The following is a 22,890-nucleotide window of genomic DNA, read 5'->3' as shown; positions in this document are numbered from 1 at the left end:
AATTTACAATACCTGTTTTGAAAAACTCCTAAAAATAAAAATCCCTAATAAAAATTTATTTAAATAGGGATAAGTATAGTAAACTATTATATTATTACTTAAATTCTAGTGTTGATAATTTTTCTACATCAGATTTCTGAATTTTCGCCTCAAAACACAAATTAGAAAACTCATTTTTATCTAGAGTACTAAAAATATTTAAACAATATCGATTACATTTTAAATTCATATTTTCATCCCAACAAATATTCATATTGCTACATATAGCTATTTTTGATTGTATCGATAATCTTATTTCCTCTAATTCTAATTCGTGTATAATAAGATTATTTTCAACACTTGATTCAGGGAAAATTTCTCTAACAGCATTTAATATACTACTATCTAAACTATCATTTGGATAACAATCATATCTTGGATATTCATCATCCATTAAACTTCTTATACGTTCAATATCATCAACCTCATTTTCTTCATTTTTTTCTAATTTCAGCTTATACTCATTAGTAAATGATCTAGTATAAATAATATTGCCTATAACATTAGGATTTAGTTTCGATTTAAAAGAAATTCTTTTTAAAATTCTAATCTTATCAGGACTCAACCAATTTGTATCTAATTTTTTCATTTTAATAATAAATTCAATAAACTATAAATATACAAATGATTTACTACAGTTTAATTCTGAGCCGAACAAAACAAATTTTTAAATTTCCTCATCTAGCTTTTCACCAATACTATCAAGATATTTTTGTAGATCAATTGCTGCAACCGTCCCTATCGCTTGTTGAAGGTATCTAGTTAATTGCATAAAAAATGTAACTAATGAATTTTCTTTATCACTAAACTCAATCTTATTAAATGTTCTATCATTATAATAATTCAGAAATCTCTCTTGAAATTCATCAACATCTTTTTTATTAACATCTTCTGATCCAATATAATCAATATAAAAACTCCCATAGTCTACTGCGCAACCAAAATCTATAGATTTTAATCCTGTCAACGACTTTAAATGCTTTTCAATTGTCGAAGTCTTTTTAATTGTATTTGTACTAGCTAAAATACCTCCCACAATTTTTGTTAATGGTCGTGCTTTCCATTTATCACCGGCATTAATAATGTCTGTAGAAGTTCTTTTTAATTTACGCACACTCTCTATTTTATCACCAGCATATTCTATATATGTTTTCTCTTCAACATTACCTTTTAAATCTGGTTTAACTTCAAAAACTGCATATACACCTTCTGCAGGAATATAGTGAAAACCATTTTGTGTAAATATGAAAGGTGTAAACCAATTATCATAAATTATAATATCTATTTGGTGACTTGTATTTCCTTCATGGTCTATTACAATCCCTTTATCAACACTATATCTATTCGGTAAATATTTTCTTAACCATTCAATCCAAGCTTCTTCTAAAGCATCTCCTTTAGAGCCAGGGTGATTGATAAATTCACGATTTGTATTTAATTGAGCACTCATTTGACTCTGTAAACCATTGAACAGTTGATTTAATGGTATTTTGTTACTCATATTTGTGTAATTTATTTTCTGACAAACAATAAAATGTGTAATTATTAATCTTCGAATTGTTTGTACTTATTATTAAAAGTATTGGATTTGTAATCATTACTGTTGGACTATTAACTGTTTCAATCATTGCTTTTAAGTCCATACTGCTGTACATTGTAGATGCATTAGGATGAGAATGCCATTCTCCAATATAAAATCTTTGGTTTTTATTAAACTCTTTTTTAAATTCTTCAGATAAATCATTTGCAGATCTTTGAAACATAGTTGGTGAGTTTTTATATTTATTAGGAAGAATTATATCTTCAATCTCTACGAGTGAGTGATTATTAGAATATTTTCCAATCAAAAAACCTCCAATCTCATTTGGAAAATGTTGTATCGCAATTTCACCAATCTTATTTATTAACGCTTCTTCTATCTTTATTTTAAGATTATTATATGTATTAATTAATATCAATATTCTATGATTTTTAGTTGATCTTCAATTTCTTGAATCACAAAATTATTTTTACTCAATTCTCCACTGAATATTTTGTTCAAACGTTTCAATGCTATTTGAACCATCGTATTTATATCATTATATGAAGCTTTAAATGTTGGACTCCAACATCCTGTTGGTTCATATAAATCTTCAACATCATTATTTAATACATTAGAAAATTGATTATTTACAAACGAATAAGTATTAGGATAGAAAGCACAAACTAACTCTTTTGAGTGATTTGTCAATGAAATATTTATTAAGTCAATATTTAATTTTAATGAATTTAAAACGTACATTAAATCATTATCAGTTGAACAATCAATTATTAAATCATAATATTCTAAATCATTTTCAATATTCATTTTAAATTCATCTTCGGTATAAAATGATTTAATTACATTTTCAAAATAATTACTCTGTAAACCTTTACAATTTGCATGAGGTGATATTTCATATAGAATCTTCTCTAGTTCATAGGTTTTATTGGCAATTCCATTTTTAAAAAAATATTCTGATCGACATACATTCTCAGGTTCTTTAATGTCGTGGTCAATAAAATCAATAAACTTACATCCGCACCTAATAAGAGTTTTAGCTATTATACTACCAACAGCGCCAATACCGATAATCATAATTTTTTTATCTGTTAATTCATTAGAGAATTTACCTCTTCCAAAAAAATATTGATAAGATGCATTTCTTGATAAAGCCCAATTTATTTTTTCATCCACTAAATCTGTTTTCCATTTACCTGTTTTCTTTCCATCAATTTTTGTTGGTATCCCCTTTAGAGGGAAATTACCTATTTCTAAAATAGAAACTTGCCAATGAATTTCAGTTTCATTAATCTTATATCCTATAAATAAAGGGAATGACTTATATTCAGAATATTGAATTTCAGTTTCTAGTTTAAATAAAAAATCTAAAAAATCTTGACTAAACTGAAGTTCATTCCAAGTATTGAAAACAAATTTATTATAAACTGCAGGTGGATTATCATAGAAATAATACACTCCTTCAAAATTTGTTTCTAAATTACTATATTGATTACTCCAATTACATTGTTTACTTTCTTGTGTTTTACAATCTTTAAATTCTTTCACAAGAAAATTAAAAATACTACCTTCTCTGTATCTACCTTGGTTTAAATAAGCCATCTCAACTGAGCCAAATTCAGATTGGTTAAAACTATTATTAGTTTCTGAAAAAATAAACGAATATGTATTTCCTTCAATACTAGAATCATTTACAACAACATGTTCATAATTAGAATCAATATCTTTATTAATGTAATATTTTACAATCCAATTTTTAAGAGAATTAAAATCAATCTGTAATTTACTTTCTAAAGATCTACTATGAGACGTATGAATACAAATTAAGCCATTCTGCATCACATGATTATATTCTATAAAATCAGGATTAGAAAACTTAATAGATTCTGAATCAAAACTCTTTAAAGGGTATTCTTTCGTTATAGTAAATTCAAAATTTAAAGGTTTATCTAAACCATCAAATAAAATATCTACATTCCCAACAATAAAAAATTCCTCTTGCCTTATATCATTTAAATTCTTGACAAAAGGAATTTTATTTATAATTGTCTTGATTTTGTCAAATCTCATTATCCAAAACGTTGATTATCTGAAGGTATTGAAAATACAGTACTTGATTCTTTTACTCCGTAAGAACTCGAATTATTTTCTTCTGGAATATCAAATTCTTCATTGATAGGAAAATATGATTTTATATTTTCAGCATTAGCTTCAATGTTGTCAATAATTATCCTCATTCTATCAGAAAGATGTTGTCTTTGTGAAGTAGATAAAGTTTGAATCACATCATTATTAGAATTCCCCGGGTCTTTTAAAGTAAAACTATCATTGGTAACATTGTCTCTTATATAAGTCATAACTCCTTTTAGTTTACCCCATAAATCACCTTCAATAGTGGACTTATCAAATGCTTTAATTGATATCAACTCTAACATAAATGACTTGAACTCTTCACTATTTGAATTTTTCCAAATCTTAAATAATCTAATTATTTTTCTTTCAGAATCTTTACCTTTAATATGATCAATCTGTGCTTGGATATTAGTTTTCATATAAGATCCTTTAGAAAATCCCCATTTATCTTCATTAAAATAGATATTAAGATCTTTTTCTTTAAGATATGTATCTTGAGTCAATTCTCTACCAGGAACCACATCAATACTAATTTGATCACCGTCTTGATCAATATTAAATATTACACCAATAGAAACTTTTTGTTTTCTCACCTCTGCTTTACCTGTATAATGATACTTATTATACAAAAACTCATATACTTCATTAAACATATCCTCTATTGTAGAGAAAGAATCTTTTTTAAATGGAGCAACAATATCTAAATCAAATTTAGTATTGATAGCAGTATGTTTACCAAAAGAACCAGAATTAAAAGGGCTGTATATTTTAGAATTGAATTCTGTTTCTAAAGCTTCTTTAATTTCATCTCTTTTTTCTTTATGTTTTGTCACTAAAGCATTGATATGAAACATACGATGCGTTTCCAAAACTTTATTTAAATGCTCATTTTTATTTACTGCCATAATCTTCTGTATTTCATATGAATATTAATTAAATCAACTATATACAAATAAAACACCAATACGATTTATTGCATTAAATCAATAAAATTTAATTAATTATTATGACAAATATGCTTAAAAATAAAACAAGACATGACTAAATGACTTGTTTTATTAAAACAATAAAGTGTTCAATAACTCAATCAAGTCATAATTAGTAAATAATAATATTTATATAATCGCGAAATAGAAATGTATAATAAAATTGCAAAACTTTTCCTAATATAAAAGCCGTTTAAATATACTTTAAACGACTTTTAAACTAAATATTATCTTCTATTTTCTTTTTATATCCAGCAATTGCTTCAATTAAACCATCCAGATCTCTATAATCAATAGTCATCCATGCAGATTTAACATCTTCATCATCTCCATTTTCATCTACTTTAATTTTTATAAAAAGTGAATTAAAAGACTCATTAATTGACAATTCAAATTTATTAGACGAGTTAATATCATCAAATACAGTTTTCTTACTCATAGTTGTAATTTTTATCTAAAATAATACCTTAAATAACATCATCAACAATTTATCTATTAACAAAATTTTATTTAGAACAAATGAACCGATTATAAATACTAATCGGCTCATACATTTCCTATTTCCATACAACATCTAGATTTTCAAAAATTGCTTCAATTTGTTTTGCCATTACTTCTTTTGGATAAACGATTATTTTTAATTGTCGCATGATTGGGAAGTTAGTTTCGGTTGTTTTAAATGTGATGGTTGCTTTGGTTGGGATATTAGGTTTGATATTTTCGGCTCGAATTCCATTATTAAATGACACAAATACTTCATACATCTGAGCTTGATTTCCTTGTGGATCTATAAAATAAGCCTGCTCACATTGGAAAAAGCTTCGAGTTTCTACTTCTATATTTTTATACATAAAAGTTACTGTAACGGTGTTATCAGCTTTAGAACCTACAACACTTGTAATATCAAGTTGTAAACCATCAATTTTAACCGAGTGAATTGGTTTCAATAAATCTAACGTTTCTTTGTAATAACGATTTTCCTTTAATAATTCCTCATTTTTAGCCTTTTGAAATTTAAGTTCGTTTTCTAAATCAGGGCATTTTTGTTGAGCAAAAGAGAAAGAATTTAAAATCATATAGAATAAGATGAATATTGTAAATCTTGCTTTCATTTTGTCAAATATTTAATTAATAAAACATAATTCATTATAGTCATTCAACTGATTTTCTATAGCAGAATCGTACCATTCTTTCGTAGCATAATGCTTTTTATGAGCTATAATCCCTCCTTTTATAGTTAGAATTCGAGAAAAAAATAAATTAACAAATAAGTTATTTTGATTTTTTTCAATTGCTTCAAGAATACTAATATGTATTTCTTCGATGCTAGCATCATTTTCATTGAATAAAAAAGCATCTGCAGTAAAATTTCCAGTAGATATCATCATCAAATACAGTTTCTTTCTTTCAGTTTCATTCAAATTTGAAATATATGCTGAAATTGAACTTATGATAAATGGTTTAAAATCTTCTGTTCTATTCAGAATTCCTGATTTAAAAGAATCAGAAAACTCTTTTACTTCAACTTCATTTAATCGTTTAAATTCTGGTGGATTAATATTTCCAAAAAAGGAAATATTTAAAAATTGAGAAATAATACTTTTTTTCTCTTGTAGTGTTAATTGATTCTCCATGTCTAGATTGTTTTTAGAAAAAAGTAGCGTGGAACTAAATACATTTCGTGACAGAGGTACCGCGAAGAACCCAACAACCAGAAAGACTTAGCCCACGCCATATATAGACATGGGCGTAAGCCCATCGAAAATTTGGTTGTTTTGAAAATTCGCGGTTTTCTGTCACCAATTGACGATAGCTTACGCGTACGTAATTACTATTTTAATGATGTAAAAATAACTAAATTTTAGTTAATATGTTTATTAATAATTTACCTTTTAAAACGAGGTCTTCTCTTTTGTTGATTTTCATTACTTTCATTATTAACACTATTTGGTTTAAGTATTTGTGAAATAATAGAAACGACTTTCTCATTAGAAAACAATGTGTCAATTGTAGATTCAGGAATTTGATTCTTCTCCATAATTTTAGATGCAATCTGTTGGACTTCTTTTAATAAAATACCATTAGAAGATCTGTCCTTATATGGATCCCTTAACTTATTATATTTTGTTTCGTTTATAAATAATTGCAAAACTGAATTCAAATACTCATTTTTCTCCTGTGCATGAAAATCTTTATCTGTTAAAATCTTAGCATTCTTAATTTTTAAGTTTGAATTTTCATTATTTATAAAAGAAATATTGTCCTTTAATTTAATTACTTCTTCATTTTTCTTCTTAAAATTTTGATTTAATGAATCTAATTTTACGTTTAAAGACTTGATAACTTTTTCATAATTTTCTAGAGTTTTTACTTTATCGTTATGTTTAAATCCTAATAAATCATTCTTCATTATTTTTAAATCATTTAAAGATTTACCTTGTAATTCTTTAGTAATTAAGTCAATTTTTTCTTGAAGTTGATTTAATTCTTCTTCTTTTTTTGAAATTTTAAACTCAAGTGCTTCTAATCTATTTTTACCACCAAAAGCCCCTCGTTCCATTCCTAAAACTTCAGCAGTAATATCTTGCATTTTTACATAATCAAGAGATTTGTGTTTTAAAGTTTTTCCTGTTTCTATATCTTGCCAATCTGCTACTAGATGGGCATGATAGTTTGGTTTCCATTCTTTAGTATCTTTATCAAAATGTCCTTCATCTTTATGAATTGCAATTTGAAAAACTCTAATTTTTAATTCAATTTCTAATCGTTTTGCTAAATTCTGCAAATCTAACATTGTTGTTTTTTCTTTAATTACAACAACTGCTTCACGAATAGGCATAGCATTTTTTTGTAATTTCCTACCTGATTTTTCTTTACAGTATTGCTCGATTTTATTTCTACGAATAGCAATTTTTTCACCTAACCAATATTCATTATTTTTGGTTAGATCTTTTCGAATATAATCGTAAGATTTTTTACGAAAATTATGAACTTCCGAATCATCTTTGACGCATTTGAAGTTGATTGAAGTTTTCATTTTTTAATTTATTAAATTATTCTTGTAATAGCCTCGCAGAGCGAAGTAGAAACTTTATGGAAGTGATAACGACATAAAGTTGCGAATGAGCTCTTAACTTCTTGAGAAGGAGTTAAGCGTAACCGTCTAAATAATATCTTTTATAAAACTTAAATACATATCGTTATATGTATTCTTTTAAACTAAATAGATTTTTTACTTAACTCTTCAATTATAAAATCTCCAAGATCAAGTTGTAAATTTCTTTGCTGAATTGAGGCTTTTTCTTCCAATAAATTTGAGATAGAAATTGAACAATTTAATTCATTTGAAAATTTCTCAGATTTAGTTTTCCAATAATCAAATGCTGAGTTTTTAGAATCAATTGGTGATAAATCAGGCATCAAAATAATTTCACGATTTTCTAAAGTTTTCAATTTATCTTTTGTCAAATTCATCAATCCTCCTGTTGCTAAAAACAGATACTTATTTTTAAAATATAACATTCCTAACAATGCAGTCTTTTCTGATTCAACGATTATAATTTTTGATTTTTTAAATTCAAAATGATTTAATAAATGCAAACCAAAAAGACATTGTTTAAGATTTGATTTATTAGGATTATACCATTGAAAAAAATTCTTACTTCGTTTACCTGTTTGAAAATTATATTTCATTTTCTTTATTGTTCTCAGATAAAATTCAAAATCTAATTGAGGAAAAATTGTCAAATAATCTCCATTTCTTTTTTCAGTTTTCACTTTATACAAATCCAAAACTTCTTCTACTTTACTTTCATCAAAATATGATTTCAAAAAAATAGAAAGTGGATTTTTGAAATTTGTACTTTCAAAAAATTGAAATACATTTTTATCTAAATACTCAATTTTAGGTTCTATAAATTCATTATTCTTTTGATAATTGAAATTATTTACCAGAGTTGGAGATTTAAAATATCCACACTTAATAATTCGATTACAACGACCAAATTCATAAGATAAATACTCTTTAGTTTCAGAGTTTATAAATCTCGTGTATTCTTTCTCTTTACAATTTGGACAGATAAAACGAGATTTAGATCCTGAGTATTTTTCTAAGCTATATTTAAAATTTTCTTTCATAATTCCGAGTAAATCCGATTTTACTATCTAATTAAAATTATTTAAAACACACAATTACAACACCTTATAGTTATATTTAAAATATTCGGATTCGGACTTGATTAATTTTACCTAAAAAAGGGAGGTGTCCGAATCCGAATGTTAACAACATACACTTAACTAACTTATTTATAAATAATTAATACATACATTTAAATAAGTCAATTCGGATTTACTCGGATTTTAGCATTAATTGTTGAGAATCTATTTCTAGAAGTTTTAATTTATTTCTCACAGTTTTTTCACTTATGCTTAAGATCTTTGCTATTGTTGTGTTAGCAATTCCTAATGTTTTGCATTTTTTAATGATATCAAGCTCTGATACCATTTTTTCATCAGATTTAATAAAATCAGTTCCAATATTATTTAAATGATTTGTTTCTGAATCAAATTTTATAAACTCAAAGACAGGAATTCCATTCTTATTTTGAAGTTCTAGGACTAATACGTTTTCACTATTAAAATGATTTTCATCCATCCTAGTTTTTAACAAACGTAAAATTACTTGTTTTGGATTTGATCTCGACCTTCTCATACCTATTACATAGTCTAGAAAATTACCTATATAGCTGCTCCCAAAAATATCATTTTGATCCATTTCCTGATTAAGATCAATCTCTTTTCTTGGATGTGCGATTATTAAAATAGAAATTGTTGTTTCTTCTCTAAGTTTTTTTAATCCTAACATAAATTCAAGCACCAAGTTTGGTTTATTTAGATCATAAATAATTGTCATGAGATTGTCTATTAATAAAAAATCTATATTGTATTCTAAAACTGACCTTTTAATACTTTGAATTAAATTTTTAAGAAAATCTTTTTCAAGAATGTTAATTGTAAGAGTTGCTCTATAAAAATTTTCACTAAATTGTTTATGATTTCCGTCTTTATCTGTGTATCTATTTTTAATTTGCCTATCATCCATCTCACAGTCGATATACAAACATGTTCTCTTATTAGTCCTTAAATTAGCTATTGAATTTCTTCCTAAAGCTATATCATCTAACATTTGAACACCTAAAGTCGTTTTACCTTGATTTGACTTTGCAAAATAAACCCCAATACCTTCTTCAATTAAACGGTCTATGATGTATTCTAAATCTGGTTGTTTTGCTCCATCCTGAATACATTGATTTAATGTCCTAATATTGAAGACTGATTTATTTATTGGAATAAGATTTTTTTCTATATCTAAATTCATATAACATTTATTTTTAATAGAAAAAAACATTAAATTTGTGCTTTAATCTATTGATTAATAATAATTTTAAATAATTGAGCAAGTAAGTGGGGATTTACTTGCTTTTTCTTTTTTTGTTATATGATTGATATAGCTTCTCTGCGTCATCTTCAGACTGAATAGAATGTTTATCTATCCATTCATGAATTTTTTCTTTAGAAAAGAAAAGAGCACCATTAGTCGGCTTACTAAATGGTATTAATTTACATGAAGTAAGTTTTGAAATGGTTGAATATGAAAATCCAAGATAATACTCCAATTCCTTAGAAGTTAGAATCGGTTTATCATTAATGTAGTTTTGTTTAATAAGAGTCTTCATCTCATGAAGCTCTTGTAATAATTTAATTTCTGACATAATAAATTTGTTTGAATTATGCCGAAAATTATTAAGATATGAATCTAAAACTTTTTAAAAATTAACTAGTTATATCATTGGTTAATTATTTTTTTAGTTAATTTTCTGAAATTTGAAAGTTCAACTTTCACTGTTCCATAATTTAAATCTAAATATTTACCTTTCTTATAAAACTGAAAAATTTTACATAAATCTACATAGTCAAACCTCGTTATTAATATAAGTTCATCAATAAAGGATACAAATTCTTTAACACTCACTTCTTCATTCAAATAGATTTTATTTTCAAAATCATCTTCTAAAATGTTATTTATTAAACTTTTAAAAGTTTCAAAACTATACTCAGCTGTATTAAAAAAATTATTAGCCTCTTTTCCAAATAAATTATCTAATTTCTCCACCTGATTTTCATCTAACTTCTCATACTTCTTTTTTCTAGGTTTTACCTTTTTTAATTCTTCAATAATTTTTTCAAAATCAAATAGATTTTCACCTTTTATAAAATAATAGCTCGGAATTGAAACTAAAATAATAAAAACAAAAGCAACAATTGAAGAAAGAGCTATTGCTGTATAAATGTTAATAAGACTTGATAAACTAGTATAGAATGAATAAAAAATTATCAAAGGATAAGAAAAACTTAAAACATAAATATAATTTTTTATTAAATGCTTAAATGTGATGATTATATTATTAAAGAATTGTAATCTGATTTCTGTTGATTGTATTGAGTTATGTAATAAATAGAAAGTATTTTTCATCATTTAGTATTTAATTATTTCTATAAATATACTAAAAATGCAATCAAATGAAAATTATAACTATCTTTGAATCAGATAATTTGTTGTACCAATGTTGTACTTATAGATTAAAATGAAGTCAAAAAAAAGACGCTTACATAACTGTAAACGTCTGATTTTCAATAAAGTGGTCCCACTTGGGCTCGAACCAAGGACTTGCTGATTATGAGTCAGCTACTCTAACCAACTGAGTTATAGGACCGGAGAGATAAATCTCTTATTTCAAAATTTGTGGTCCCACTTGGGCTCGAACCAAGGACTTGCTGATTATGAGTCAGCTACTCTAACCAACTGAGTTATAGGACCAAATTTCTAAGTAAAATTAAAGTTATTTTCCTCCGAAATCGAATGCAATATTAAAGCTATTTTTTTTAACTACAAAATTATTTTACATCTTCGCATAGCTCTATTAGCACTCCATTGGTAGTTTTTGGGTGTAAAAATACGATTCGCTTATTGTCTGCTCCCAACTTTGGAGTTTCGTTTATAAAAATAAATCCCTCATTTTTAAGTCGTTCAATTTCTACTTCTAAATTTTCTACACCAAAAGCTATATGATGAATTCCTTCCCTATTTTTTTCTAAAAATTTTTCAATTGCTGAATCTTTTTTTTCAGAACCGACTAATTCTATCTTAGATTCTCCTATTTCGAAGAAAGAAGTACGTACGCCTTCCGTGTCTACCACCTCTTCTTTATAAGGAGATTTACCCAATAATTTTTCAAATAAATCATTCGAAATCCCTAAATCTTTTACAGCTATCCCAATATGTTCTATCTTCATTTATTTTCTTTTGAGTAAAGATAAACTTTTCTCTTTTTTTATATTTAAAAATTAAAGAGTTTGTTGTAATATTGACCTATGAGTTTTTACGAGGATGGGAGTGTTTATCTCCGCAAAGGTCAATATAGAAAAGCGATTGATTGTTTCACATTATCAATTAAACGCCAAATAGAGGTGGCTAATTCATACTTTGGTCGTGGATTATGCCAGTATTACATGAAACAAAATACTGATGCTATAAAGGATTTTGATAAAGCTATAGATTTAGATTCTACGAATCCTAACTTTTATTTTTATAAAGGAATGGCAAATTTTAATCAATACAATCCTACAAAAGCTGCAGAAAACTTTGATAAAGTGATCGAAATTGATCCGAATAGTTTTGTGGCTTATCATCAAAAAGGGTATGTATTAATGAATTTAAATCAATACCATGAAGCGATAGAAAACTTTAATAAGGCATTAGAAATAAATCCAGATTACGAATCTTGTTACCATAATCGTGCTTTTTGTTACGATCAATTAAAAGAGTTTGATAAAGCTATTCAGGATTATTCTAAAGTGATCGAAATGAAACCTCATTTCTTGTCATATTACAACAGAGGAAACACTTACTTTGTTTTAAACGATTTAGAGAACGCTTTAGCAGATTTTAATCATTCTATCGAGTTAAACCCTAATCATTACTTAACGTACTTTAATAAGGGTTCTATCTTAGAGAAATTAGGTAATAAAGATGAAGCTATCGTAGAGTTTAAAAAAGCATTACAAATTAATCCAGAATTTTACTTAGCTGCTGAAAAACTTGCACAATACGAGAATTAATTTTTTAATATAAATTTTGATATATAAAATGCGTTTCACGATAAATTATTTAGTTTATTTGAAACGCATTTTTTCTTGATAAATGTTTCGACAGGCTCAACATGACAAGACTTGACATTCGGAATCTACAATAAACTGTCAATTCGAGTGGAATTCGATAGAATTTTGTATCGAGAATTAAGACTGTTTATTAAGTATTTTGTCTAAGATTTCGATACATTTTTTTTCAAAAAACACTCTATCTGACAAAATTTAAGATTGCTTAAAAACTAATCTCGAATTTCCAATTTCTAAATACTAAACAAAATGAATTCAGCTTGACAATCGTGATAATAATCAAAGATGTTTCGACAGGCTCAACATGACAAGACTCAAGAATCAGAACCTCTAAACTCTAATTTCTAGCTTCTAGCTTCTAGCTTCTAGCTTTCTAACTTCCAGCAACAAAAAAAGCCCATTTAAATAAATTTAAACAGGCTTTGAAATTTTTTATTTTTAAACTTTAACACATAAAAACATTATATCTGAAAGTCTTAAATCTTGTCTCTAAACTAAATTGTTCTAGTTCGTTGTAATAGCACCATATCAGCTAAAACCATTGCAGCTAAACTTTCTACAATAGGAACGGCTCTTGGTACAACACAAGGATCGTGACGACCTTTACCTACCATTTCTACCATTTCACCTTCAGCATTTAATGTTGTTTGTTCTTGCATTAATGTTGCAACTGGTTTAAAAGCTACTTTAAAATAAATATCCATTCCGTTCGATATTCCACCTTGTATTCCGCCAGAGAAATTAGTTTTTGTTGTTCCATCTGGATTAAACTGATCATTCATTTCAGATCCTTTCATAGATGTAGAAGCAAAACCTTCTCCGTATTCAAAACCTTTTACTGCATTTATAGATAACATTGCTTGTCCTAAACGTGCATGTAATTTATCAAAAATAGGTTCTCCTAAACCGATCGGAACATTTTGTATAACACAAGTTACTTCCCCACCAATAGTGTCACCTTCTTTTCTTATATCTTTTATTTTATTTATCATTTTTTCTGCCATATCCATATCTGGACAACGAACTGCAGTTTCTTCTATTTTAGAAAAATCTAATGATGAATAATCTGATGATAATTTTAACTCTCCTACTCCACTTACATAAGCTGTGATATTAATAGAAGGAATAATATGTTTTGCAACAGCTCCACCTACTACCCAATTCACAGTTTCGCGAGCAGAAGTTCTTCCTCCTCCTTTATAATCGCGAACACCATATTTAGTTTCGTAAGTAAAATCGGCATGTGAAGGACGAAAAACACCTTTGATATGATCGTAATCGTGTGACTTTTGATTATCGTTCGGAATAACAAATCCGATTGATGCTCCAGTTGTTTTTCCTTCGAATATTCCAGAAAGGAATTGTACTGTATCTGGTTCTTTTCTTTGTGTTACAATAGCAGATTGTCCTGGTTTACGACGATCTAATTGAGCTTGTATCCAATCAAAATCTAATTCTATTCCACTTGGCACTCCATCTATAACACCACCTAAAGATGGTCCATGACTTTCGCCAAATGTTGAAATTTTAAATAATCTTCCGAAAGTATTCATGTTTATTTATTGATTAGGAAATTGGTAAATTACAGCATTCACATTCATTGTTGCTCCAACAGAAGCCATGATAATTTTATCATTCTGATGAAATTGATGTGGTGCTAAGCTATTTTCTTGAATAAGATTAAACATTGTAGGTACTGTTGCAACAGATGTATTTCCTAAAAACTGCACCGTCATAGGATCTATGTTCTCTGGCGCCGTTGTACCATATAATTTATACAAGCGTTGTATCATTGCATGATCCATTTTTGCATTGGCTTGGTGCAATAATATCTTATTAATATCGGTAATATCTAAAGAAGAATCTTCTAATAATTCTTTAATTGCTGGTGGAACATTTTTTAATACGAATTCGTAAACTTTACGACCTTTCATATTAATATTCTTCACAGAACCAACATAATCTGGATTAATAGATCGTCCATTTACTAAATAAGCCAACTCATCTCCTGTATAAGATAATGTTGCATGATTAATAATTCCGTATTGTACATCATCTTCTTTTGCTTCTAAAACAACGGCACCTGCACCGTCAGCAAAAATCATAGCAGAACGATCGTGTGGATCTACTGCACGCGATAATGTATCGGAACCAACAACCAATATCTTTTTTGCTATTTTACTTTGAATAAATTGATGTGCTAAGATTAAAGATTCTATCCAACCAGGACAACCAAACGTCATATCGTATGGTTTACATTTTAAGTTGTTAATTCCTAAGTTATGTTTAATCTTCGCAGAAATAGAAGGCATAATATCTACCTGACGACCAACAGGGTCTATGTCTCCAAAATTATGAGCCGAGATAATATAATCTAACTCTTCTGGATTAATACCTGCTTTTTCAATTGCAATTTTTGCGGCTTCAGTAGCTATATCAGAATTTAATAAATCATCTTCTACATATCTTCTCTCTCTAATTTCTGTAATTTCTTCAAATTTCTGAATAATCTCTTCACCAGTTTTTTCGAGACGATTTCCATTATCATCAAAAAATTCGTGATTTATAAAATGTTCATTAGTAACAATTTTATTTGGTAGGTAATGACCAGAACCTGTAATTACAGAATTTATCATATTAATATTGTTCAGCTTTAATAAAAATAATAGTCGACAAAGTTACACATTTCATTAAAATAGTAAATAAAAAAATGTAATAACTCATACCGAAATTGATAAAGTATAATTAATTTAGCGCCATGAAAAAAAATCCTTCATTAATTGGTCTATTAATTATCTGTGCATTAGCAGGTTTAATATTTATGATTTATAATCTATTTTTGAACAAAGATGATGGTTTTGTAATTGATAATCCATCTAACAAAACACTTGTTGTAAAAATTAATGATAAAGATTATACAATTGCGCCTCAACAACATGCTCGTATAGATTTAGCAAAGGGTAAAACAAAAATCTCTTACAACTTTAATAATAAGAATGTTGATACAGTTGTAGACATTACGAGATCAAATGGAATGATAAACCCTACAGGACAAGAATATTATACGTTTACACGTCCTTATGGTATTAGAAAAAATAAAGATTCTATCTTTTTATCAAATAATTTAGCAATTGATAACAAGGTTTATCATGGAATTATAGAAAAATCTTCTCAATTATACATCGAAAACTTTTATTACAATTTAGATCAAGATTATCCTAAAATGTTTATTAAAAGCTCAAGTAGTGATAAGAATACAGATTTATCAAAGATTTTTAACAAAGAGGATTTTAAACAATTTTATTTCGAAAACTACGAATAGAATTTAGATTTTATAACTTTACAGAATGGCAAATCATCAACACGATACCGTAACACCTTACGATTCATCAGATTTAAATAAAAAGAAACAAGTTGAACAAATGTTCGACAATATTTCTCCAAAGTACGATTTATTAAACCGCGTTTTATCAATGGGGATTGATATACAATGGAGAAAAGACGTTATTAAAATGGTAAAAGCTTCTAAAGCTGAAACAATATTAGATATTGCAACAGGAACAGGAGATTTAGCTATTATGATGGGTAAAAATACTTCAGCAAAAATTACTGGATTAGACTTATCTAACGGAATGTTAGAAGTTGGTCGTAAGAAAGTAAAAGAAGCTAATTTAGAGAACCGCATAGATATGGTACAAGGAGATTCAGAAAATCTTCCTTTTGCAGATCAAACTTTTGATTGTGTTACTGTTTCTTTTGGTGTTCGTAATTTCGAGAATTTAGAAAAAGGATTAGCAGAAATTAATCGTGTATTAAAACCAGGAGGAACTTTTATTATTTTAGAATTTTCTTATCCGACTGCTTTCCCAATGAAACAATTGTATACATTTTATTCTAAAAATATTTTACCAGCAATTGGAAAATTAGTTTCAAAAGATCAGAGTGCATACACATATTTACCAGATTCTGTAAGAGCTTTCCCACATGGTGAAGAGATGAAAAACATCCTAAAAAAAGTAAATTTCACTCAACCAATTGATAAAAAACTTACTTTTGGAATAGCAAGCATTTATAAAAGTATAAAATAAAATCGCTTGTTATTCGTTGAGAAACTATGAGAAAAAATCTTATTATCGCATTCACATTAACTGTTGCAAGTTTTGCAAATGCTCAGTTCCGCCCAAATTACGATAGAAGCGAAAACAGAACAGAAACAGACGAGAAAAAGTTTAGTTTTGGATACTTCTTAGGAACAAATATGATGAGTTATAAAGTTGTACCTAAAGCACAAAACAATCCTTTACCGGGTGCTCCACAAACTCCAGATGATGATGGTGTTAATGAGCATGGTTTAGTCTACTTAGATCAAGAATCTAAGGGAGGATTTTCTGTTGGTTTAATGGCTAGAATGCGTGTAAATGATAATATTGATTTAAAAACTGAACCAGGAATACATTTTGCTCAACGTACATTATATTTTCGTAATGCGCCTTATTCTGGAAGCTCACCAGATCCAACTTTCGAAGAATATTTAGAAGATACAAATGTTAAACGTGAAGTAAAATCAACTTATGTTGAGATTCCATTGTTATTAAATTTCCATGGAAATAGATGGTTCAATACACGTCCATACATTCAAGGAGGTATTGGATATGTAATGAATTTACAGTCTAATGAAAAGAAAGAAGATGATAATGGTGCAAATGTTTTTAGAACAACTGCTAGTAATTTTAACTGGCAAGCAGAATTTGGAATAGAGATCTATTTTAAACGATTCAAATTAACTCCAGCAATCAAAGGAATGTTCTTCTTTAACAACGAGTTAGTCCCTGATAAACCAACAACAGATTTGTATTGGGCAGGAAGTTTAAATTCTATTTCTACAAGAGCTTTTGTTTTCTCATTAAAATTTGAGTAATTTGTCTGTCATAAAATAAAAAACCACAAAATTATTATTACATGAATTTTCAATTTTCAGATGAACAATTAATGATTCAGCAAGCAGCACGTGATTTTGCTAAATCAGAATTACTGTCAGGCGTTATAGAACGCGATGAAACTTCTACATTCCCAACCGATGCAGTTAAAAAAATGGGAGAGTTAGGATTTTTAGGAATGATGGTAGATCCAAAATATGGAGGTTCTGGTTTAGATAGTGTTTCTTACGTAATTGCTATGGAAGAAATCGCTAAAGTAGATGCTTCTGCAGCTGTTGTAATGTCCGTAAATAACTCTTTAGTTTGTGCTGGATTAGAAAAATATTGTTCAGAAGAGCAAAAACAAAAATATTTAGTTCCATTAGCTTCTGGAGAAGTGATTGGTGCTTTCTGTTTATCTGAACCAGATGCTGGATCTGATGCTACATCTCAGAAAACTACTGCAATTGATAAGGGAGATTATTACTTATTAAATGGTACAAAAAACTGGATTACAAATGGTGGAACTGCTTCTACATATATTGTAATTGCACAAACAGATGTAGAAAAAGGACACAAAGGAATTAATGCTTTTATCGTTGAAAAAGGATTAGCTGGTTTTGAAATTGGTCCTAAAGAGCAAAAAATGGGTATTAGAGGTTCTGATACACATTCTTTATTTTTTAATGATGTAAAAGTTCCGAAAGAAAATAGAATTGGAGAAGATGGATTTGGATTCACTTTCGCAATGAATGTTTTAAACGGTGGAAGAATTGGTATTGCTTCTCAAGCATTAGGTATAGCACAAGGAGCTTATGAATTAGCTTTAAACTATGCTAAAATTAGAAAAGCATTTAAGACAGAGATTATCAATCATCAAGCTGTTGCATTCAAATTAGCTGATATGGCAACTAATATAGAAGCTTCTCGTATGTTGTGCTTTAAAGCTGCTGTAGAAAAAGATGAAGGAAAAGATATTTCTATATCTGGAGCAATGGCAAAATTATTTGCTTCTAAAACAGCAAATGAAGTTGCAAATGAAGCAGTACAAATACATGGAGGAAACGGATATGTTAGAGAATACCATGTAGAAAGAATGATGAGAGATGCTAAAATCACTCAGATTTACGAAGGAACATCAGAAATACAAAAAATTGTAATTTCTAGAGGGATTTCAAAATAAAAATAATACTATTTTATCTATATAAGACATCTGTTACTGACAGATGTCTTTTTTTTATTTGAAAAACCTACGAATTAATCACCGTATATTTGCAACGGAAAAATATAAACAGAATGAAAATTTTTAGATTTGGACCAAAAGGTCAAGAAAAATCAGGCGTAATTATTAATGATAAGAAATATGATGTTTCAGCTTCAGGAATAGTTTACGATGAGAATTTTTTTGGAGACGAAGAAAAACACGAAACATTACAACAATACATCGATCAAAACATTCATAGTTTACCTATCGTAGAAGATGGTGTACGTACAGGAGCGCCTTTGGCTCAACCTGGAAAAATTGTTTGTGTTGGATTAAACTATGATGATCACGTAAAAGAAACAGGTTTACAACAACAATCTGAACCTATTATGTTCATCAAAGCTAATCAATCTTTTAATGGTCCAGAAGATGGAATTATGCAACCAAAAACGGCTACAAAAATGGATTGGGAAACTGAACTATGTATCGTTATTGGAAAAAAAGCAAACAACGTTTCTGAAGAAGAAGCACTGAACCATGTTTATGGATATGCATTAATGAATGATATTACAGAACGTGCATTCCAAACAGAACGTGGAGGAACTTGGGATAAAGGAAAAGGATGTGATACTTTTGCACCTGTAGGTCCATTTATTGCAACAAAAGAAGAAATTAAAGATGTAGATAACTTACGCATTTGGTTAAAATTAAATGGAGAGTTAATGCAAGATGGTAATACAAGTGATTTTATTAACCGTATTCCAAAATTAGTTTCTTACTTATCTCAATTTATGTCATTCTTACCAGGAGACATTATTTCTACTGGATCTCCTGCAGGGTCTGGAATGGGAAAAACACCACAAGTATGGTTAAAACCAGGTGATGTTATAGAATATGGTATTGAAGGTTTAGGTTCTACAACTCAAACTATTTTACCATTTGAAAAGAATTAATTGATTAAATCAATTAATTCTCTTATTTTTGCAGACATTTTACAATCCTTTTCAAGGATCAAATGAACAGAATAACGAATATTTCCTAAAAAACTTTTGGGAAACCGGAATCATTTTGTACATTTGCACCCCGATCGGATTGTCGGTAAATTATTAAAATATTAAAAATCAAGATAGTGGACACGTTAAGTTACAAAACTTCATCAGCCAACAAAGAAACTGCTCAGAAAGAATGGGTAGTTGTGGACGCTACTGACTTATCATTAGGTCGTTTAGCGTCAGGTGTTGCGAAGCTTATCAGAGGTAAGCACAAAACAAATTTCACTCCCCATGCAGATTGTGGAGATTATGTAATTGTTTTAAACGCTGACAAAATTCAATTAACAGGAAACAAGTGGGATGACAAATTATACATTCGTCACACAGGTTACCCAGGTGGACAAAGATCTTTAACTGCAAAAGAAGTTTTTGCTAAGGATCCTGTACGTCTAATTGAAAAGTCAGTAAAAGGAATGTTACCTAAAAATAAATTAGGTAGTAAATTATTGACTAATTTACATGTATTTGTAGGTACTGAGCATAATCACGAAGCTCAACAACCAAAACAAATCGATATTAACGAATATTTATAATCTTATTCCATGGCAATAGTTCATAAAATCGGACGTAGAAAAACATCTGTTGCTCGTGTTTATTTACAAGAAGGTAATGGAGAAATCTTCATTAACGGACGCGAGTTAGCAAACTACTTCCCTACAGCAGTATTACAATACAAAGTAGAACAACCATTTTTAATCACTGGTACAACTGAGAAATACAACGTAGATATCAAAGTATTTGGTGGTGGAATCACTGGTCAAGCTGAAGCAATTCGTTTAGCAATTTCTAGAGCTTTATGTGAAATTGACGCAGATTTTCGTTTACAATTAAAACCAGAAGGGTTATTAACACGTGACCCACGTATGGTTGAACGTAAAAAATTCGGTCAAAAGAAAGCGCGTAAGAAATTCCAATTCTCTAAACGTTAATTTATTCAAATTATTAAAAAATCCATTTTCCGTTGGTTTAGCATCTAAACAAATAAGGCTAGAGATATTCAACCGCTTATTTGTTGCTTGTTGAGAAAACGGAACGTAAACTAAAAAAAAGAAAATGGCAAAAGTAAATGTAAAAGACTTATTAAATGCTGGTGTGCATTTTGGTCATTTAACAAGAAAATGGAATCCGGCTATGGCTCCTTATATTTTTATGGAGAAAAACGGAATCCACATTATCGACCTTCACAAAACTGCAGTGAAGTTAGATGAAGCATCTGAAGCTTTAGGAAAAATCGCTGCTTCTGGACGTAAAATCTTATTCGTAGCGACTAAAAAACAAGCAAAAGATGTTGTAGCTAAGCATGCTGAAGAAATTAACATGCCTTATATTACAGAACGTTGGCCTGGTGGAATGTTAACAAACTTTGTTACTATTCGTAAAGCAGTTAAAAAAATGAATTCAATTGATCGTATGAAAAAAGACGGTACTTTTGAAACACTATCTAAAAAAGAAAGATTACAAGTTGATCGTCAAAGATTAGCTTTAGAGAAGAACTTAGGTTCTATCGCTGATATGACTCGTTTACCTTCTGCAGTATTTGTTGTAGATATCGTACGTGAGCACATCGCAATCGCTGAAGCTCAAAAATTAGGTATTCCTATTTTTGCAATGGTTGATACAAATACTGACCCACGTCAAGTAGATTTCGCTATCCCTGCAAATGATGACGCTTCTAAATCTATCGATATCATCTTAACAACAGTTGCTGATTCTATCAAAGCTGGTTTATCTACACGTAAAGCAGAAAAAGAAAAAGCAAAAGAGGGTAAAGAAGAAGGAGCTGAAACTAAAGAAGCTTAACATTAACTTGATGATCAATTCATCGATATAATATACCTTGTAGCTCCTATACCATTTTTATGGTGTATGAGCTACTTTTATTTAAAATATTAAGAAACATAAAATAATATTACTATGAGCTACAAAGCAACAGCCGCTGAGGTAAGTAAATTAAGAAACGCAACTGGTGCGGGGATGATGGACTCTAAAAAAGCTTTAGAAGAAGCTGGTGGAGATTTCGACAAAGCTGTAGAGGTTTTACGTAAACAAGGACAAAAAGTTGCTGCAAAAAGAGCAGACCGTGATTCTACTGAAGGTGCAGTTATCGCAAAAGTTAATGCTGGTGCTAACAAAGGTATCATCGTTGCTTTAGGTTGTGAAACTGACTTCGTTGCTAAAAATGAAGCTTTCGTACAATTAGCTCACGAAATTGCTGACTTAGCTTTAAACTTCGATTCTAAAGAAGATTTATTAAAAGCTGATTTTAATGGAATTACTGTAGAAGAAAAATTAATCGAACAAACTGGTGTTATCGGTGAGAAAATCGAAATCGCTAACTTCCAAACTATCGAAGGTTTTTCTTTAAACGGATACATCCACGCTGGTAACAGAATTGCTGCTGTAGTATCTTTATCTGGAGAATACGAAGGAGCTAAAGAAGTTGCTTATGACGTAGCTATGCAAGTTGCTGCTATGAATCCTGTAGCTTTAGATGAAACTCAAGTTTCTCAAACTGTTATTGATTCTGAATTAGCTATCGCTAAAGAGCAATTAGCTGCTGAAGGTAAACCAGAAAACATGATTGAAAACATCGCTCAAGGTAAATTACAAAAATTCTTCAAAGAGAATACTTTAGTTCACCAAGCTTCAATCAAAGACGGAAAAACTTCTGTTAAAGACGTAGTAAAAGCAGTTAATGCTGATTTAAAAGTAACTGGATTTATCCGTTACAGCTTATAATAAAACATAACGTTTTTATATAAAAATCTTAAAGCGATGCTAAAAT

General features: G+C 28.7%; 26 protein-coding genes and 2 tRNA genes. 10 read left to right on the top strand and 18 right to left on the bottom strand.

Going from position 1 to position 22,890, the window contains the following annotated elements; all coding sequences use genetic code 11:
- Positions 1 to 94 precede the first annotated feature (94 nt).
- The 16 genes from BUA86_RS03685 to mce form a co-directional block, all read right to left on the bottom strand.
- A complete protein-coding gene (locus BUA86_RS03685) occupies positions 95 to 628 on the bottom strand; it encodes a hypothetical protein (RefSeq protein WP_072929989.1) in 534 nt (177 codons plus the stop codon).
- Between the two features lie 78 nt (positions 629 to 706).
- Entirely contained in the window at positions 707 to 1,540 is an 834-nt protein-coding gene (locus BUA86_RS16205) for a DUF6602 domain-containing protein (protein WP_221405187.1), read from the bottom strand.
- Positions 1,533 to 1,997 carry a M67 family metallopeptidase gene (locus BUA86_RS16200; RefSeq protein ID WP_221405186.1) on the bottom strand — a complete coding sequence of 155 codons (465 nt, stop codon included), beginning with the start codon at positions 1,995 to 1,997 and terminating at the stop codon, positions 1,533 to 1,535. The genes BUA86_RS16205 and BUA86_RS16200 overlap by 8 nt, the downstream gene beginning before the upstream one ends.
- Positions 1,994 to 3,649: a ThiF family adenylyltransferase gene (locus tag BUA86_RS03675; RefSeq protein WP_072929988.1), complete on the bottom strand. Its 1,656-nt coding sequence runs from the start codon at positions 3,647 to 3,649 to the stop codon at positions 1,994 to 1,996. The genes BUA86_RS16200 and BUA86_RS03675 overlap by 4 nt, the downstream gene beginning before the upstream one ends.
- Positions 3,649 to 4,617 carry an SMODS domain-containing nucleotidyltransferase gene (locus tag BUA86_RS03670; protein WP_072929986.1) on the bottom strand — a complete coding sequence of 323 codons (969 nt, stop codon included), beginning with the start codon at positions 4,615 to 4,617 and terminating at the stop codon, positions 3,649 to 3,651. Before BUA86_RS03670 ends, BUA86_RS03675 begins: the two co-directional genes overlap by 1 nt.
- Positions 4,618 to 4,918: 301 nt before the next feature.
- On the bottom strand, positions 4,919 to 5,137 hold the full coding sequence (locus BUA86_RS03665) for a hypothetical protein (protein WP_072929984.1): 219 nt from the start codon (positions 5,135 to 5,137) through the stop codon (positions 4,919 to 4,921).
- Between the two features lie 118 nt (positions 5,138 to 5,255).
- Positions 5,256 to 5,810, bottom strand: a complete 555-nt coding sequence (locus tag BUA86_RS03660; protein ID WP_143147233.1) for a hypothetical protein — start codon at positions 5,808 to 5,810, stop codon at positions 5,256 to 5,258.
- Between the two features lie 12 nt (positions 5,811 to 5,822).
- Positions 5,823 to 6,332: a hypothetical protein gene (locus BUA86_RS03655; RefSeq protein ID WP_072929980.1), complete on the bottom strand. Its 510-nt coding sequence runs from the start codon at positions 6,330 to 6,332 to the stop codon at positions 5,823 to 5,825.
- Between the two features lie 251 nt (positions 6,333 to 6,583).
- Positions 6,584 to 7,735 (bottom strand): hypothetical protein, encoded by a 1,152-nt coding sequence (locus BUA86_RS03650; protein WP_072929978.1) that lies wholly within the window; start codon positions 7,733 to 7,735, stop codon positions 6,584 to 6,586.
- A gap of 182 nt (positions 7,736 to 7,917) precedes the next feature.
- Positions 7,918 to 8,835 (bottom strand): DUF6371 domain-containing protein, encoded by a 918-nt coding sequence (locus tag BUA86_RS03645; protein ID WP_072929976.1) that lies wholly within the window; start codon positions 8,833 to 8,835, stop codon positions 7,918 to 7,920.
- Positions 8,836 to 9,046: 211 nt separating this feature from the next.
- On the bottom strand, positions 9,047 to 10,075 hold the full coding sequence (locus BUA86_RS03640) for an AAA family ATPase (protein WP_072929974.1): 1,029 nt from the start codon (positions 10,073 to 10,075) through the stop codon (positions 9,047 to 9,049).
- 94 nt (positions 10,076 to 10,169) lie between these two features.
- Entirely contained in the window at positions 10,170 to 10,469 is a 300-nt protein-coding gene (locus BUA86_RS03635; RefSeq protein ID WP_072929972.1) for a helix-turn-helix transcriptional regulator, read from the bottom strand.
- Positions 10,470 to 10,543: 74 nt separating this feature from the next.
- Complete coding sequence (locus tag BUA86_RS03630; protein WP_072929970.1) at positions 10,544 to 11,233, bottom strand: hypothetical protein; 690 nt, start codon at positions 11,231 to 11,233, stop codon at positions 10,544 to 10,546.
- A gap of 164 nt (positions 11,234 to 11,397) precedes the next feature.
- Positions 11,398 to 11,471, bottom strand: a tRNA-Ile gene (locus BUA86_RS03625).
- Positions 11,472 to 11,501: 30 nt separating this feature from the next.
- Positions 11,502 to 11,575, bottom strand: a tRNA-Ile gene (locus BUA86_RS03620).
- Positions 11,576 to 11,652: 77 nt separating this feature from the next.
- Positions 11,653 to 12,051, bottom strand: coding sequence for a methylmalonyl-CoA epimerase (gene mce / locus BUA86_RS03615; protein ID WP_072929968.1), 399 nt, complete (start codon positions 12,049 to 12,051; stop codon positions 11,653 to 11,655).
- Positions 12,052 to 12,129: 78 nt separating this feature from the next.
- On the opposite strand from mce, the gene BUA86_RS03610 reads away from it, so the two are divergent.
- On the top strand, positions 12,130 to 12,876 hold the full coding sequence (locus BUA86_RS03610; protein ID WP_072929966.1) for a tetratricopeptide repeat protein: 747 nt from the start codon (positions 12,130 to 12,132) through the stop codon (positions 12,874 to 12,876).
- Between the two features lie 551 nt (positions 12,877 to 13,427).
- Here BUA86_RS03610 and aroC read toward each other — a convergent pair.
- Together aroC and BUA86_RS03600 are read right to left on the bottom strand one after the other, a co-directional pair.
- Positions 13,428 to 14,486 carry a chorismate synthase gene (gene aroC, locus BUA86_RS03605; RefSeq protein ID WP_072929964.1) on the bottom strand — a complete coding sequence of 353 codons (1,059 nt, stop codon included), beginning with the start codon at positions 14,484 to 14,486 and terminating at the stop codon, positions 13,428 to 13,430.
- Positions 14,487 to 14,492: 6 nt separating this feature from the next.
- Positions 14,493 to 15,569 carry a 3-oxoacyl-ACP synthase III family protein gene (locus BUA86_RS03600; RefSeq protein WP_072929962.1) on the bottom strand — a complete coding sequence of 359 codons (1,077 nt, stop codon included), beginning with the start codon at positions 15,567 to 15,569 and terminating at the stop codon, positions 14,493 to 14,495.
- Between the two features lie 122 nt (positions 15,570 to 15,691).
- Here BUA86_RS03600 and BUA86_RS03595 point away from each other — a divergent pair, with 122 nt between their 5' ends.
- From BUA86_RS03595 to tsf, 9 genes are all read left to right on the top strand, one after another.
- Positions 15,692 to 16,255, top strand: coding sequence for a hypothetical protein (locus BUA86_RS03595; RefSeq protein ID WP_072929960.1), 564 nt, complete (start codon positions 15,692 to 15,694; stop codon positions 16,253 to 16,255).
- 25 nt (positions 16,256 to 16,280) lie between these two features.
- Positions 16,281 to 17,021, top strand: coding sequence for a bifunctional demethylmenaquinone methyltransferase/2-methoxy-6-polyprenyl-1,4-benzoquinol methylase UbiE (gene ubiE, locus BUA86_RS03590; RefSeq protein ID WP_072929959.1), 741 nt, complete (start codon positions 16,281 to 16,283; stop codon positions 17,019 to 17,021).
- Between the two features lie 26 nt (positions 17,022 to 17,047).
- A complete protein-coding gene (gene porT / locus BUA86_RS03585) occupies positions 17,048 to 17,851 on the top strand; it encodes a type IX secretion/gliding motility protein PorT/SprT (RefSeq protein ID WP_072929957.1) in 804 nt (267 codons plus the stop codon).
- 41 nt (positions 17,852 to 17,892) lie between these two features.
- Positions 17,893 to 19,032 carry an acyl-CoA dehydrogenase family protein gene (locus BUA86_RS03580; protein ID WP_072929955.1) on the top strand — a complete coding sequence of 380 codons (1,140 nt, stop codon included), beginning with the start codon at positions 17,893 to 17,895 and terminating at the stop codon, positions 19,030 to 19,032.
- A gap of 113 nt (positions 19,033 to 19,145) precedes the next feature.
- The gene (locus BUA86_RS03575) at positions 19,146 to 20,006 is read left to right on the top strand and encodes a fumarylacetoacetate hydrolase family protein (RefSeq protein ID WP_072929953.1); all 861 of its coding nucleotides are present in this window, start codon (positions 19,146 to 19,148) and stop codon (positions 20,004 to 20,006) included.
- A gap of 176 nt (positions 20,007 to 20,182) precedes the next feature.
- Positions 20,183 to 20,638 (top strand): 50S ribosomal protein L13, encoded by a 456-nt coding sequence (gene rplM, locus BUA86_RS03570; protein WP_019975767.1) that lies wholly within the window; start codon positions 20,183 to 20,185, stop codon positions 20,636 to 20,638.
- Between the two features lie 9 nt (positions 20,639 to 20,647).
- Positions 20,648 to 21,034, top strand: coding sequence for a 30S ribosomal protein S9 (gene rpsI / locus BUA86_RS03565; protein WP_072929952.1), 387 nt, complete (start codon positions 20,648 to 20,650; stop codon positions 21,032 to 21,034).
- A 124-nt stretch (positions 21,035 to 21,158) separates the two neighbouring features.
- On the top strand, positions 21,159 to 21,905 hold the full coding sequence (gene rpsB / locus BUA86_RS03560; protein ID WP_072929950.1) for a 30S ribosomal protein S2: 747 nt from the start codon (positions 21,159 to 21,161) through the stop codon (positions 21,903 to 21,905).
- A 114-nt stretch (positions 21,906 to 22,019) separates the two neighbouring features.
- Entirely contained in the window at positions 22,020 to 22,844 is an 825-nt protein-coding gene (tsf, locus tag BUA86_RS03555; RefSeq protein WP_072929949.1) for a translation elongation factor Ts, read from the top strand.
- The last annotated feature ends 46 nt before the right edge of the window (positions 22,845 to 22,890 follow it).

This window comes from Chishuiella changwenlii (assembly GCF_900142565.1).
In the GTDB taxonomy this organism is placed as follows: domain Bacteria; phylum Bacteroidota; class Bacteroidia; order Flavobacteriales; family Weeksellaceae; genus Empedobacter; species Empedobacter changwenlii.
The sequence above is the reverse complement of the archived record's forward strand: the minus strand, read 5'-3'. Positions and strand labels throughout refer to the sequence as shown.

What these genes read in the sequence shown, in the direction of transcription:
- BUA86_RS03685 (WP_072929989.1), bottom strand. Translation starts at nt 628, where the DNA reads ATGAAAAAATTAGATACAAATTGGTTGAGTCCTGATAAGATTAGAATT.
- BUA86_RS16205 (WP_221405187.1), bottom strand. Translation starts at nt 1,540, where the DNA reads ATGAGTAACAAAATACCATTAAATCAACTGTTCAATGGTTTACAGAGT.
- BUA86_RS03675 (WP_072929988.1), bottom strand. Translation starts at nt 3,649, where the DNA reads ATGAGATTTGACAAAATCAAGACAATTATAAATAAAATTCCTTTTGTC.
- BUA86_RS03670 (WP_072929986.1), bottom strand. Translation starts at nt 4,617, where the DNA reads ATGGCAGTAAATAAAAATGAGCATTTAAATAAAGTTTTGGAAACGCAT.
- BUA86_RS03665 (WP_072929984.1), bottom strand. Translation starts at nt 5,137, where the DNA reads ATGAGTAAGAAAACTGTATTTGATGATATTAACTCGTCTAATAAATTT.
- BUA86_RS03660 (WP_143147233.1), bottom strand. Translation starts at nt 5,810, where the DNA reads ATGAAAGCAAGATTTACAATATTCATCTTATTCTATATGATTTTAAAT.
- BUA86_RS03655 (WP_072929980.1), bottom strand. Translation starts at nt 6,332, where the DNA reads ATGGAGAATCAATTAACACTACAAGAGAAAAAAAGTATTATTTCTCAA.
- BUA86_RS03650 (WP_072929978.1), bottom strand. Translation starts at nt 7,735, where the DNA reads ATGAAAACTTCAATCAACTTCAAATGCGTCAAAGATGATTCGGAAGTT.
- BUA86_RS03645 (WP_072929976.1), bottom strand. Translation starts at nt 8,835, where the DNA reads ATGAAAGAAAATTTTAAATATAGCTTAGAAAAATACTCAGGATCTAAA.
- BUA86_RS03640 (WP_072929974.1), bottom strand. Translation starts at nt 10,075, where the DNA reads ATGAATTTAGATATAGAAAAAAATCTTATTCCAATAAATAAATCAGTC.
- BUA86_RS03635 (WP_072929972.1), bottom strand. Translation starts at nt 10,469, where the DNA reads ATGTCAGAAATTAAATTATTACAAGAGCTTCATGAGATGAAGACTCTT.
- BUA86_RS03630 (WP_072929970.1), bottom strand. Translation starts at nt 11,233, where the DNA reads ATGATGAAAAATACTTTCTATTTATTACATAACTCAATACAATCAACA.
- mce (WP_072929968.1), bottom strand. Translation starts at nt 12,051, where the DNA reads ATGAAGATAGAACATATTGGGATAGCTGTAAAAGATTTAGGGATTTCG.
- BUA86_RS03610 (WP_072929966.1), top strand. Translation starts at nt 12,130, where the DNA reads ATGAGTTTTTACGAGGATGGGAGTGTTTATCTCCGCAAAGGTCAATAT.
- aroC (WP_072929964.1), bottom strand. Translation starts at nt 14,486, where the DNA reads ATGAATACTTTCGGAAGATTATTTAAAATTTCAACATTTGGCGAAAGT.
- BUA86_RS03600 (WP_072929962.1), bottom strand. Translation starts at nt 15,569, where the DNA reads ATGATAAATTCTGTAATTACAGGTTCTGGTCATTACCTACCAAATAAA.
- BUA86_RS03595 (WP_072929960.1), top strand. Translation starts at nt 15,692, where the DNA reads ATGAAAAAAAATCCTTCATTAATTGGTCTATTAATTATCTGTGCATTA.
- ubiE (WP_072929959.1), top strand. Translation starts at nt 16,281, where the DNA reads ATGGCAAATCATCAACACGATACCGTAACACCTTACGATTCATCAGAT.
- porT (WP_072929957.1), top strand. Translation starts at nt 17,048, where the DNA reads ATGAGAAAAAATCTTATTATCGCATTCACATTAACTGTTGCAAGTTTT.
- BUA86_RS03580 (WP_072929955.1), top strand. Translation starts at nt 17,893, where the DNA reads ATGAATTTTCAATTTTCAGATGAACAATTAATGATTCAGCAAGCAGCA.
- BUA86_RS03575 (WP_072929953.1), top strand. Translation starts at nt 19,146, where the DNA reads ATGAAAATTTTTAGATTTGGACCAAAAGGTCAAGAAAAATCAGGCGTA.
- rpsI (WP_072929952.1), top strand. Translation starts at nt 20,648, where the DNA reads ATGGCAATAGTTCATAAAATCGGACGTAGAAAAACATCTGTTGCTCGT.
- rpsB (WP_072929950.1), top strand. Translation starts at nt 21,159, where the DNA reads ATGGCAAAAGTAAATGTAAAAGACTTATTAAATGCTGGTGTGCATTTT.
- tsf (WP_072929949.1), top strand. Translation starts at nt 22,020, where the DNA reads ATGAGCTACAAAGCAACAGCCGCTGAGGTAAGTAAATTAAGAAACGCA.